This is a genomic window from Silvania confinis, from assembly GCF_025564085.1.
Taxonomy (GTDB): Bacteria; Pseudomonadota; Gammaproteobacteria; order Enterobacterales; family Enterobacteriaceae; genus Enterobacter; species Enterobacter confinis.
In genome coordinates this window covers 83,135-95,478 of record NZ_JAMGZJ010000070.1, presented here as the reverse complement: position 1 = coordinate 95,478, position 12,344 = coordinate 83,135, and the positions used below count along the sequence as shown (strand labels likewise).

General features: G+C 56.0%; 12 protein-coding genes. 8 read left to right on the top strand and 4 right to left on the bottom strand.

Going from position 1 to position 12,344, the window contains the following annotated elements:
• Window positions 1–59: 59 nt before the first annotated feature.
• The 3 genes from M8013_RS06420 to M8013_RS06410 all read right to left on the bottom strand — a co-directional run bounded on the left by M8013_RS06420 (window position 60) and on the right by M8013_RS06410 (window position 2,256).
• Window positions 60–668 carry a glutathione S-transferase gene (locus M8013_RS06420; RefSeq protein WP_271266969.1) on the bottom strand — a complete coding sequence of 203 codons (609 nt, stop codon included), beginning with the start codon at window positions 666–668 and terminating at the stop codon, window positions 60–62.
• 92 nt (window positions 669–760) lie between these two features.
• Window positions 761–1,897 (bottom strand): HlyD family secretion protein, encoded by a 1,137-nt coding sequence (locus M8013_RS06415; protein WP_271266968.1) that lies wholly within the window; start codon window positions 1,895–1,897, stop codon window positions 761–763.
• Window positions 1,898–1,899: 2 nt separating this feature from the next.
• Window positions 1,900–2,256 carry a DUF3302 domain-containing protein gene (locus tag M8013_RS06410; RefSeq protein WP_271266967.1) on the bottom strand — a complete coding sequence of 119 codons (357 nt, stop codon included), beginning with the start codon at window positions 2,254–2,256 and terminating at the stop codon, window positions 1,900–1,902.
• A 663-nt stretch (window positions 2,257–2,919) separates the two neighbouring features.
• Between M8013_RS06410 and M8013_RS06405 the strand changes: the two genes are divergently transcribed.
• The 8 genes from M8013_RS06405 (at window position 2,920) to trmL (ending at window position 11,487) form a co-directional block, all read left to right on the top strand.
• Window positions 2,920–4,836: a PTS mannitol transporter subunit IICBA gene (locus M8013_RS06405; RefSeq protein ID WP_271266966.1), complete on the top strand. Its 1,917-nt coding sequence runs from the start codon at window positions 2,920–2,922 to the stop codon at window positions 4,834–4,836.
• 98 nt (window positions 4,837–4,934) lie between these two features.
• Window positions 4,935–6,083, top strand: coding sequence for a mannitol-1-phosphate 5-dehydrogenase (mtlD, locus tag M8013_RS06400; RefSeq protein ID WP_472925659.1), 1,149 nt, complete (start codon window positions 4,935–4,937; stop codon window positions 6,081–6,083).
• The gene (gene mtlR / locus M8013_RS06395; protein WP_271266964.1) at window positions 6,083–6,670 is read left to right on the top strand and encodes a mannitol operon repressor MtlR; all 588 of its coding nucleotides are present in this window, start codon (window positions 6,083–6,085) and stop codon (window positions 6,668–6,670) included. The genes mtlD and mtlR overlap by 1 nt, the downstream gene beginning before the upstream one ends.
• A gap of 62 nt (window positions 6,671–6,732) precedes the next feature.
• Window positions 6,733–7,095: a YibL family ribosome-associated protein gene (locus tag M8013_RS06390; protein ID WP_271266963.1), complete on the top strand. Its 363-nt coding sequence runs from the start codon at window positions 6,733–6,735 to the stop codon at window positions 7,093–7,095.
• Between the two features lie 270 nt (window positions 7,096–7,365).
• Complete coding sequence (lldP, locus tag M8013_RS06385) at window positions 7,366–9,021, top strand: L-lactate permease (protein WP_271266962.1); 1,656 nt, start codon at window positions 7,366–7,368, stop codon at window positions 9,019–9,021.
• Window positions 9,018–9,791 (top strand): transcriptional regulator LldR, encoded by a 774-nt coding sequence (lldR, locus tag M8013_RS06380; RefSeq protein ID WP_271266961.1) that lies wholly within the window; start codon window positions 9,018–9,020, stop codon window positions 9,789–9,791. The genes lldP and lldR overlap by 4 nt, the downstream gene beginning before the upstream one ends.
• Window positions 9,788–10,975 (top strand): FMN-dependent L-lactate dehydrogenase LldD, encoded by a 1,188-nt coding sequence (lldD, locus tag M8013_RS06375; protein WP_271266960.1) that lies wholly within the window; start codon window positions 9,788–9,790, stop codon window positions 10,973–10,975. Before lldR ends, lldD begins: the two co-directional genes overlap by 4 nt.
• Window positions 10,976–11,013: 38 nt before the next feature.
• The gene (gene trmL / locus M8013_RS06370; protein WP_271266959.1) at window positions 11,014–11,487 is read left to right on the top strand and encodes a tRNA (uridine(34)/cytosine(34)/5-carboxymethylaminomethyluridine(34)-2'-O)-methyltransferase TrmL; all 474 of its coding nucleotides are present in this window, start codon (window positions 11,014–11,016) and stop codon (window positions 11,485–11,487) included.
• Here the strand turns inward: trmL and cysE are convergent.
• Window positions 11,484–12,302: a serine O-acetyltransferase gene (cysE, locus tag M8013_RS06365; protein ID WP_271266958.1), complete on the bottom strand. Its 819-nt coding sequence runs from the start codon at window positions 12,300–12,302 to the stop codon at window positions 11,484–11,486. The genes trmL and cysE overlap by 4 nt on opposite strands.
• Window positions 12,303–12,344: the final 42 nt, after the last annotated feature.

Here is a 12,344-nt window from a genome sequence, read left to right as displayed (position 1 = left end):
TGGGAGTCAATGTCAGGCACAATTGTATCGCGTCCGGCAGGGAAGTGTTATCGACGACATCAAGCCTTTGGCGGTTCGGTGCGGGCAAAACTTTCGCGCTGGAACAGGGTTTCGGCCAGCTTGACCAGTAAAGGGCGATCGACACACCAGCCAGGCGACACGCGGCGGAAGTTAAGGTAACCAATGGCGCAGGCAATGGCGATGGTCGCCAGGTTGACGCTATCGGGGGCGATTGTGCCCTCGCGGATTAACTGTTCACAGCGGTCCAGGCTGCGGCTGATTTTCTCGCGCTGGCGCAGCAGTTCGGTTTCTGACTGCTGGGCCGCCGGGCGGGCCTGCTCGCGTACCGAGGCGAGTGCAGCATCCATGATCCCATCCGCCAGCGCTTCTGTCTGGCGAACAAGTAACGCGGCTTTGGCTTCACGCGGCACCATCGCTGGGGCAATGTCCAGCAGCTCGATATAGCTGGCAATGATTGGGGAGTCGAACCAGTATTCGCCATCATCGGTGACCAGCGCCGGGACTTTGCCCAGCGGGTTGTACTGGGCGACGCCGTGTTCAGCCTGATAGGGCTGCTCGTTAACAAATTCAAAGGTAATCCCTTTCTCCAGCAGGAGAACGGAGATTTTACGCACGAAGGGACTGGTATAACTGCCGATAAGTTTCATTGCCTGCTCCTTTACGCCAACAAAAAGGTAAGTATGGCCCAGGCAATAAAAAAAGGCAGGTCATGCGTCGCGCATGCCTGCCTCAGGCGGGATTAGTGATCGAGATAGAGGTAGTGCATCCAGCTGGTCATGCGCAGCAGCACTTTACGCATCACCGACACGTGCGAGAAGTGATCTGAGTAGACCGCCACCTGGGCGTAGATACCGTCAGGCAGCGCTTCCACATCGGCATTCGGTGCCAGTTCAATGGTGCCTATCACTCCGTCGGTGCCGGGAATAACGGTCAGTGCCTGCAGCGCACCCTGTGCCTGGTAAGAGCCACCCGGCACCACTGGCAGAATACTGGTGAGCTTACCGGAGAACACCTGCCCCGGCAGCGCGTTAAACACCACTTCCGCTTCATCGCCAGGCTTCAGGCGCAGCAACGAGTTCTGGCGGAACTGGGCCACAATCAGCCGTTTCTGATCCGGAATAAATACCATTACCGGGCGCAGCGGCAGCGACGCGGCATAGGTTCCCGGGCGAATCAGCACCTGGGTCACATAGCCGTTGCTTGGGGCGCGGACTACCGTCTGATCGAGGTTGTAGGTCGCTTCCGTCAGCTGGGCGCGCAGAGAGGCAATCTGTGACTGCTCCCCGTTGGACATGCTGTCTAACTGGCTCTGGATCTGGGTTTGTTCCGCCACCGACGCTTTCACCATCGCATCCTGTGCCAGATAGTTTTGCCGCGCGTTATCAATATCGCTTTCAGAGAACGGGTTGACCTTCGCCTGGCTGCCCTTCAGATAGCGCTGGTAGTCTTTGTACAGCCGGTCACGCTCCGCCGACACGCGGGTGGTGTTCGACTGGGCTTCTGACAGCTGGGCCTTTAATACCTCTATATTGTGCGTCGCGGTGACCAGATCGGCCTTCAGACGATCGACCCGCGCCTGATACCTGACCGGATCAATTTTAAATAACACTTCGCCTTTTTTAATGAGCTGGTTATTTTTATCGGTGACTTCGCTAACTACTCCCGTCACCTGCGGAGTGATCGGGATAGAAATAACTGCTTTCTGCGCCGTAAAGGTATACGGATGGTTATAGTTCATTAATAAAATAAGGCCGGCAACAATGAAAATGCCCCCCAGTGATGCTGTCGCCAGCGTCCACTGGTTGACCGGGATACGGAATATTTTAAAGATCGCCCAAGCAAAGGCGACATAGGTCAATATAATCAACAGGTCCATGATTATTGCTCCGGCGTGTTCTTAACGGCCGTGGGTTGCACCGCAGCCAGTTTCTTTTCCAGCTCGGCTACGCGCTTAGCCAGCGCATCAACGTCGGGGTTGCCTTCGGGCGACTGCATATGGTTTTGCATCCCCCAGCCGCGCTCTGGCTGATAAAGCGTTGCCCAGATCCACAGAAACGGCCAAATGGCGTGGAGGGTAAACAAGCTAATCCACCCGGCAGTATGGATAGCATCGGCATGGGGATGGTTGCGTTTTTTTGCCATGTTATAAGGAATGTCATGAATAGCGATGATTCCATAAAAAAGAACCAGGAATACAAACACCAACACTCCCAGCGCAAAATAGTTGAGAAACATATTTGCCTCACTAAATAAATCGTAAACTCATTAATACAATTAAAGGGTAAGCCACCACATTAATTCACCGTTAAGTACATAGAGTGAAATTCTTAATACAAATTGGCCGAGGAGTATGGTTTTTTATTATATCTCCGTGCAAGTTTAGAAGCGTGACAAAATATATCCTGAATAATAATAGACTTAAGTTTACAGTATGAGCGTAAACCAGTTTTTTACTTTGCGCCATAACACATGCTGGGTGGTGATTTTTAGCTATCTGTGTTGTATGCCTACATCCTGGCGTCTAAGGTCAAAACAGAGTTTGCCGCCGATCACATCCGGAGAAATCCGACTAAAAATACTTTGTGAAACTGATCACATTTCAGAAACAAACACATGCGACAGTAATGTGATCATGTTCACATTAATTGGCTAAACTCGCTTATTTTGTGGGCGTTGATTTTTTACAGACCACAGTTTTGTGACTCAGATCACCTCGACATACCCCATACACATTACATTTACGTGATTGAGATCACACAAAATTTCACTGTCTGGACAGTTAAACAATTAAGTGCCAGATTTCACATTATCAGAACAGGGCTCGGCTACCTCTGCCGCCGCGCATTAACAATAAACCTCGGGCTCAAGCCTAAGCGTAAACAGAAGAAGGGGTGTTTTATGTCATCCGATTTCAAGATCAAAGTACAAAGCTTTGGTCGTTTCCTCAGCAACATGGTGATGCCAAATATCGGCGCGTTTATCGCGTGGGGTATCATCACTGCTTTGTTCATTCCGACAGGGTGGTTGCCGAACGAGACGCTGGCAAAACTTGTTGGCCCAATGATTACCTATCTGCTGCCGCTGCTCATCGGTTATACCGGTGGTCGTCTGGTTGGCGGTGATCGCGGCGGTGTGGTCGGTGCTATCACCACCATGGGCGTGATCGTCGGTGCGGATATGCCGATGTTCCTCGGCGCAATGATTGCAGGCCCGCTGGGCGGCTGGGCGATTAAGAAATTCGACGTCTGGGTTGATGGCAAAATCAAATCCGGCTTCGAAATGCTGGTGAACAACTTCTCCGCTGGCATCATCGGGATGATCCTGGCGATTCTGGCGTTCCTCGGCATTGGTCCGGCAGTTGAAGTGCTCTCCAAAGTTCTGGCGGCGGGCGTTAACTTCATGGTTGCCCACGACATGCTGCCGCTGGCGTCCATCTTTGTTGAACCGGCGAAAATCCTGTTCCTCAACAACGCCATCAACCACGGTATCTTCTCACCGCTGGGTATTCAGCAGTCCCACGACCTCGGCAAGTCTATCTTCTTCCTGATTGAAGCTAACCCAGGTCCGGGTATGGGCGTGCTGCTGGCGTACATGTTCTTTGGTCGCGGCAGTGCCAAGCAGTCTGCTGGCGGTGCGGCAATCATCCACTTCCTCGGTGGTATCCACGAAATTTACTTCCCGTACGTGCTGATGAACCCGCGTCTGATCCTTGCCGTTATCCTCGGCGGTATGACTGGCGTGTTCACCCTGAGTGTGCTGGGCGGCGGTCTGGTTTCTCCGGCGTCTCCAGGTTCTATCCTGGCGGTACTGGCGATGACCCCGAAAGGTGCTTACTTCGCCAACATTGCGGCAATCTGTGCGGCAATGGCGGTCTCCTTCGTGGTCTCCGCAATCCTGCTGAAAACCAGCAAAGTGAAAGAAGAAGACGATATCGAAGCTGCGACCCGTCGCATGCAGGATATGAAATCCCAGTCTAAAGGTGCTGCGACTGCAACGCCGCTGGCTGCGGGTAACGTCTCTAACGACCTGAGCCACGTGCGTAAAATCATCGTTGCCTGCGACGCCGGTATGGGTTCCAGCGCCATGGGTGCAGGGGTACTGCGTAAGAAAGTCGCCGATGCGGGACTGAGCAATATCTCCGTCACCAACAGCGCCATTAACAGCCTGCCGTCGGACGTTGACCTGGTGATCACCCACCGCGATCTGACCGAACGCGCGATGCGCCAGGTGCCACAGGCACAGCACATTTCGTTGACCAACTTCCTCGACAGCGGCCTGTACACCAGCCTGACCGAGCGTCTGGTCGCCGCGCAGCGTCACGAAGACAACGAAGTCAAAGTGCGCAGCAGCCTGCAGGACAGCTTCGACGAGAGCAACAGCCACCTGTTTAAACTGGGTGCGGAGAACATCTTCCTCGGCCTTACCGCGAGCCACAAAGAAGATGCGATTCGCTTTGCCGGTGAGCAGCTGGTGAAAGGCGGCTACGTTGAGCCTGAATATGTTGCTGCCATGCTGGAACGTGAAAAACTGACGCCAACCTACCTGGGCGAATCCATTGCGGTGCCGCACGGTACGGTTGAAGCGAAAGATCGCGTGCTGAAAACCGGCGTGGTGTTCTGCCAGTACCCGGCAGGCGTTCGCTTCGGCGAAGAAGAAGATGACATCGCCCGCCTGGTGATTGGTATCGCCGCGCGCAACAACGAGCATATCCAGGTGATCACCAGCCTGACCAACGCGCTGGACGATGAGACCGTCATCGAGCGCCTGGCCAACACCACCAGCGTTGAAGAAGTGCTGGCGCTGCTGAACAAGTAAGTTCCCTACTATCCCCTCTCCCATTGGGAGAGGGTTAGGGTGAGGGAAATGCCTCACCCCAGTCCTCTCGGGTAAAAACATTGATGAAGGTGAATACGATGAAAGCATTACATTTTGGCGCAGGTAACATTGGCCGTGGTTTTATCGGCAAGCTGCTGGCAGACGCGGGCATTACGCTGACTTTCGCCGATGTGAATCAGACGGTGCTGGATGCCCTGAATGCACGTCATAGCTATCAAGTGCACGTGGTCGGTGAAAACGAGCAGATTGATACCGTGAGCGGCGTAAACGCGGTCAGCAGCATCGGTGACGAGGTTATCGATCTGATCGCCGAGGTGGACCTGGTGACGACCGCCGTCGGCCCGGTCGTGCTGGAGCGCATCGCCCCGGCCGTGGCTAAAGGCCTGGCAAAACGTAAAGCCCAGGGTAACGACGCTCCGCTGAACATCATCGCCTGTGAGAACATGGTGCGTGGCACCACCCAGCTGAAAGGTCATGTGCTGGCCGCCGTCGCTGACGAAGATAAAGCCTGGGTTGAAGCGCACGTCGGCTTTGTCGACTCCGCCGTTGACCGTATCGTTCCGCCGTCGGCCTCTGCCACTCACGATCCGCTGGAAGTGACCGTCGAAACCTTTAGCGAGTGGATCGTCGATAAAACCCAGTTTAAAGGCCCACTGCCTGAGATCCCGGGTATGGAATTAACGGACAACCTGATGGCATTTGTCGAGCGTAAGCTCTTCACGCTGAACACCGGGCATGCTATAACCGCCTACCTCGGGAAATTAGCCGGTCATCAGACCATTCGTGACGCGATCCTCGATGAGAAAATTCGCGCCGTGGTAAAAGGCGCGATGGATGAGAGCGGCGCGGTTCTGATTAAACGCTACGGTTTTGATGCTGATAAACATGCGGCATATATTCAGAAAATCCTCGGTCGTTTTGAAAACCCGTATCTGAAAGATGACGTTGAGCGCGTTGGCCGTCAGCCGCTGCGTAAGCTGAGTGCGGGTGACCGTCTGATCAAGCCGCTGCTCGGCACCCTGGAGTATGGCCTGCCGCACGCTAACCTGGTTACCGGTATCGCCGCCGCCATGCACTACCGCAGCGAAGAAGATCCGCAGGCGCAGGAGCTGGCGCAATTAATTAACGAGAATGGCCCACAGGCTGCGCTGGCGCAGGTATCCACGCTGGATGCCAACAGCGAAGTGGTGGTGGAGGCCGTTAACGTTTACAACGCAACCAAATAATGCAGGACCGGGCGCCGGTCATCCTGCGCCCGGATGATAGATTGTCAGATATGCAGGCAACAATGGAACAAACCCAGGCCTTTGAAAACCGTGTGCTGGAGCGTCTGAATGCTGGCAAAACCGTTCGAAGTTTCCTGATATCCGCCGTCGAGTTGTTAACCGAAGCGGTGAATATTCTGGTGCTTCAGGTGTTTCGCAAAGACGACTACGCGGTGAAATACGCGGTTGAACCGTTGCTCGACGGCGACGGACCGCTGGGCGATTTATCCGTTCGTCTGAAGCTGATCTATGGGCTGGGTGTCATCAGTCGTCTCGAGTATGAAGATGCCGAGCTGCTTATGGCGCTGCGAGAAGAGCTGAATTACGACGGTAACGACTATGCGTTTACCGATGATGAGATCCTCGGTCCGCTTGGCGAACTGCACTGCGTCACCGCCCTTCCGCCCACGCCGCACTTTGATACCAGCGACGCTGAGCTGTATGCGATGCAAAAGCAGCGCTATCAGCAGGTCGTTCGCTCGACGATGGTCCTATCCCTGACTGAGCTGATTTCCCGAATCAGCTTAAAAAAAGCGTTTCAGAAGTAAGCCTGCGCACCACATTGGTGTATCCTTCCCTGTAATCTCCCCCGTATTTAGAGCTATATGTGATGAAAGAAGTCGAAAAGAACGAAATTAAACGCCTGAGCGACCGCCTTGATCTTATCCGTCACCAGCAGGCCGACCTGTCTCTGGTTGATGATGCCGAGAAGAATGTCGAGCTGGAAAAAGAGATGGCAACGCTGGAAACCGAAATCGAGCGCCTGCGTGGCGTTAAAAGCCAGAAGCTGAGCAAAGAAGCGCAGAAGCTGGCCGACCTGCCGTTCCGTCGTGCGATCACCAAGAAAGAACAGGCCGACATGGGCAAGCTGAAAAAAAGCGTGCGCGGCCTGGTGATTGTCCACCCGATGACCGAGCTGGGTCGCGAAATGGACCTGAAAGAGATGACGGGTTTCAGCAAGACAGCATTCTGATTGTTAGCCGGGTGACGCTACGCTCACCCGGCCTATCGCTTTCCCCCCTTTAAAATTGGCCCAACCAATTCTCTGACCAACCCCTCCAGAGTTCACACTTCCATAATCTTTGCTCACAACCCCATTGCCGATTAATAACATTTGGTTAACCATTTGTTGTCATTAACCCTACATCACACAATTGGCAGGGCCACTTTTACACAGAATGTGACGCCGAGATGAGCACAGACTCACCGCGAAGCAGACCGTGTGGCCCTCGGGAGATCTGCAATGAGCCTCTGGCAACAAAACTACGATCCGGCAGGAAATATCTGGCTGTCGAGCCTGATAGCTTCGCTACCCATTCTGTTCTTCTTCTTCGCGTTGATTAAACTCAAGCTGAAGGGCTACATCGCCGCAACCTGGACCGTGGTTATCGCGCTGACGGTGGCGCTATTGTTCTACAAAATGCCGGTCGACCGCGCGTTGGCCTCCGTGGTGTATGGCTTCTTCTACGGCCTGTGGCCGATTGCGTGGATCATTATCGCGGCAGTGTTTGTCTACAAAATCTCGGTCAAAACCGGGCAGTTCGATATTATTCGCTCGTCGATCCTCTCGATTACGCCGGACCAGCGTCTGCAGATGCTGATTGTCGGCTTCTGCTTTGGCGCATTCCTTGAAGGTGCTGCGGGCTTTGGCGCCCCGGTGGCGATTACCGCCGCGCTGCTGGTCGGGCTGGGCTTTAACCCGCTGTATGCCGCCGGGCTGTGTTTGATCGTGAATACCGCGCCGGTTGCCTTTGGCGCGATGGGTATTCCGATTCTGGTTGCCGGACAGGTCACCGGGCTGGATAGCTTTGAAATCGGCCAGATGGTGGGCCGCCAACTGCCGTTCCTGACCATCATCGTGCTGTTCTGGATCATGGCGATTATGGACGGCTGGCGCGGGGTGAAAGAGACCTGGCCTGCGGTGATGGTGGCGGGCGGCTCTTTCGCCATCGCTCAGTATCTGAGCTCGAACTTCATCGGCCCGGAACTGCCGGACATTATCTCCTCGCTGGTGTCGCTGGTCTGTCTGACCCTGTTCCTGAAACGCTGGCAGCCGGTACGTGTCTTCCGCTTTGGCGACATGGGCGCGTCGCAGGTCGATATGACGCTGGCGCGCACCCGTTACACACCGGGCCAGATTGTCCGCGCCTGGTCACCGTTCCTGTTCCTGACTGCCACGGTTACCCTGTGGAGCGTGCCGCCGTTTAAAGCCCTGTTTGCCCCGAACGGTGCGCTGTACGACATGGTGGTGAATATCTCCGTGCCATTCCTCGACAAAATGGTGGCCCGCATGCCGCCGGTCGTGCATGACGCCACGCCGTATGCCGCGGTCTACAAATTCGACTGGTTCTCCGCAACCGGCACGGCGATCCTGTTTGCCGCTATCCTTTCTATCGTATGGCTGCGGATGAAGCCAGCCGCGGCGATACAGACCTTTGCCAGTACGCTGAAGGAGCTGGCGCTGCCGATTTACTCTATTGGGATGGTGCTGGCCTTCGCCTTTATCTCTAATTACTCCGGGCTGTCATCAACGCTGGCACTGGCACTGGCGCATACCGGCTCCGCGTTCACCTTCTTCTCGCCGTTCCTCGGCTGGCTGGGGGTGTTCCTGACCGGATCGGATACCTCATCTAACGCGCTGTTCGCTGCACTGCAGGCCACAGCAGCCCAACAGATCGGCGTCTCGGACGTGCTGTTGGTCGCGGCCAACACCACCGGCGGCGTCACCGGGAAGATGATCTCTCCGCAGTCCATCGCCATTGCCTGTGCGGCAGTCGGCCTGGTGGGTAAAGAGTCGGACCTGTTCCGCTTTACCGTGAAACACAGCCTGATATTCACCTGCATGGTGGGGGTGATCACCACCCTGCAGGCCTATGTCTTAACCTGGATGATCCCATGATAGTGATGCCCAGACGCCTGTCAGACGAGATAGCCTCTCGCGTGCGGGCGCTGATTGAAGAACAGCAGCTGGAGGCGGGCATGAAGTTGCCCGCCGAGCGTCAGCTTGCCAGCCTGCTTGGTGTGTCGCGTAACTCGCTGCGCGAAGCGCTGGCGACGCTTATCAGCGAAGGGGTGCTGCTGAGCCGTCGCGGCGGCGGAACCTTTGTTCGCTGGCAGCATGAGGACTGGTCCGGGCAGAACATCGTTCAGCCGTTAAAAACGCTTATGGAGAACGACCCGGACTACAGCTTTGATATCCTCGAAGCCCGTCACGCCATCGAAACCAGTACCGCCTGGCATGCCGCCATGCGCGCCACGCCGGCCGATAAAGAGAAGCTGAAGGCCTGCTTTGAGGCCACCCACAGCAGCGATCCGGATATCGCCTCGCAGGCTGACGTGCGCTTTCATCTGGCAATTGCCGAAGCCTCGCACAACGTCGTACTACTGCAGACCATGCGCGGCTTTTTCGACCTGCTGCAATCCTCCGTAAAGCAGAGTCGCCAGCGTATGTATCTGGTGCCTCCCGTTTTTGCACAGCTAACCGAACAGCACGAGGCGGTGCTAAACGCCATTCTTGCCGGTGATGCCGAAGCCGCGCGCACGGCGATGATGGCGCATCTGGGCTTCGTCCACACCACCATTAAACGATTCGATGAAGATCAGGCTCGTCAGGCACGCATTACCCGCCTGCCCGGCGAGTCCGCCGATCCCAGGGAGAACAACGCATGATTATTTCCGCAGCCAGTGACTACCGCGCCGCAGCGCAGCGCATCCTGCCGCCATTCCTGTTCCACTACATTGACGGTGGGGCTTACTCTGAATACACCCTGCGCCGCAATGTGGAAGACTTATCGCAAGTCGCCCTGCGCCAGCGCGTGCTGAAGAATATGTCTGACCTGAGCCTCGAAACGACGCTCTTCAACGAAAAACTGTCGATGCCGGTGGCCCTCGCCCCGGTGGGACTGTGCGGCATGTATGCCCGTCGCGGCGAAGTGCAGGCCGCTGCGGCCGCCGATGCCAAAGGCATTCCTTTTACCCTGTCGACCGTCTCGGTCTGCCCGATTGAAGAAGTGGCCCCGACCATCACGCGCCCGATGTGGTTCCAGCTGTACGTCCTGCGCGATCGCGGGTTTATGCGCAATGCGCTGGAGCGTGCCAAAGCGGCAGGCTGTTCGACGCTGGTCTTTACCGTTGATATGCCCACGCCGGGCGCGCGCTATCGCGATGCCCACTCGGGGATGAGCGGTGCCAATGCCGCAATGCGCCGCTACTGGCAGGCGGTGACCCATCCGCAATGGGCGTGGGATGTGGGAATCAATGGTCGCCCGCACGATCTGGGGAATATCTCGACTTATCTTGGTAAACCCACCGGGCTGGAAGATTACATCGGCTGGCTGGCGAATAACTTCGATCCGTCGATCTCCTGGAAAGACCTGGAGTGGATCCGCGAATTCTGGGATGGCCCGATGGTGATCAAAGGGATCCTGGATGCGGAAGATGCCCGCGATGCGGTGCGCTTTGGCGCAGACGGCATCGTGGTGTCGAACCACGGTGGCCGCCAACTGGACGGGGTACTCTCTTCTGCCCGCGCCCTGCCCGCCATTGCTGATGCGGTGAAGGGCGATATTGCGATCCTCGCCGACAGCGGTATTCGCAACGGGCTGGACGTGGTGCGCATGATAGCGCTGGGTGCGGACACGGTCCTGCTGGGTCGTGCGTATCTTTATGCGCTGGCAACGCACGGCCAGGCGGGGGTCGCCAATCTGCTGAATCTGATCGAAAAAGAGATGAAAGTGGCGATGACACTGACCGGAGCGAAGACCATCCGCGAGATCAGTAAAGACATGCTGGTCCAGGAGCTGGGCAATATTCCGGCCGGGCTGGCCCCGCTGGCGCAGGGGAATGCGGCCTAGTTCTGTGCTATCCTGCCCCCGCTATTTAAGGGGGCAGTATGCTTAACATCGTTCTATTCGAACCAGAAATTCCACCTAATACCGGCAACATCATCCGTCTGTGCGCCAACACCGGTTTTCGTCTGCATATCATCGAGCCAATGGGCTTTACCTGGGACGATAAACGCCTGCGCCGCGCCGGGCTGGACTACCACGAATTTACCGCCGTGGTGCGTCATGCCGATTACGCCGCGTTTGCAGAAATGGAAAAGCCGGAACGGATCTTCGCCCTGACAACCAAAGGGACGCCCGCACACAGCGCGGTAAGTTATCAGGAAGGTGACTATCTGCTGTTTGGCCCGGAGACACGCGGACTGCCCGCAACCATCCTCGATGCCCTACCTGCAGAGCAAAAAATTCGTATTCCGATGATGCCGGACAGCCGCAGCATGAACCTGTCAAATGCAGTGTCGGTAGTGGTGTATGAAGCCTGGCGCCAGCTGGGATATGCCGGCGCCGTTCTCAGAAGCTAAATCCCGTCGCCATACTCAAAGGTATTGTGGCCGTTGAAGAACTGATCCATATCCATCGACGGTTTATCGCTGTCTGGCTTGCCGACGATACGCGCCGGGACGCCAGCGGCGGTGGTGTGAGGGGGGACAGGCTGCAGGACCACGGAACCGGCACCGATTTTAGCACCGCGTCCGACTTCAATATTGCCAAGGATTTTTGCGCCCGCGCCAATCATTACGCCTTCACGAATTTTTGGATGGCGATCGCCGCTGGTTTTGCCAGTACCGCCCAGGGTCACGGACTGCAAGATCGAGACGTCGTTTTCAATCACCGCCGTTTCGCCCACCACAATGCCGGTGGCGTGGTCGAGCATAATCCCGTGGCCAATCTTCGCCGCCGGGTGGATGTCGACCTGGAAGGTCACAGAGACCTGATTTTGCAGGAAGATAGCCAGCGCACGCCGACCTTCGTTCCACAGCCAGTGTCCAATGCGGTAGGACTGCAGCGCGTGGAAACCTTTCAGATACAGCAGCGGCGTGGAATATTTATCCACCGCCGGGTCACGATTGCGCACTGCCTGAATATCACAGGCAGCGGAGGCGATCATTTCCGGGTCAGCGGCATAGGCCTCTTCCACTATTTCACGAATAGCGATGGCGGGCATGATCGGTGACGCCAGTTTGTTAGCCAGCATATAGCTTAGAGCGCTGCCGAGATTTTCGTGCTTGAGAAGCGTCGCGTGGTAAAAGCTGGCCAGCATAGGCTCGCAGTCAGCCAAAGCCCGGGCTTCGGCTTTTATATTGTTCCAGATGGTATCCAGTTCTTCACACGGCATGGCTTGCTCCAGACGAAATAATAATGACCGGCCAGTTCTTCG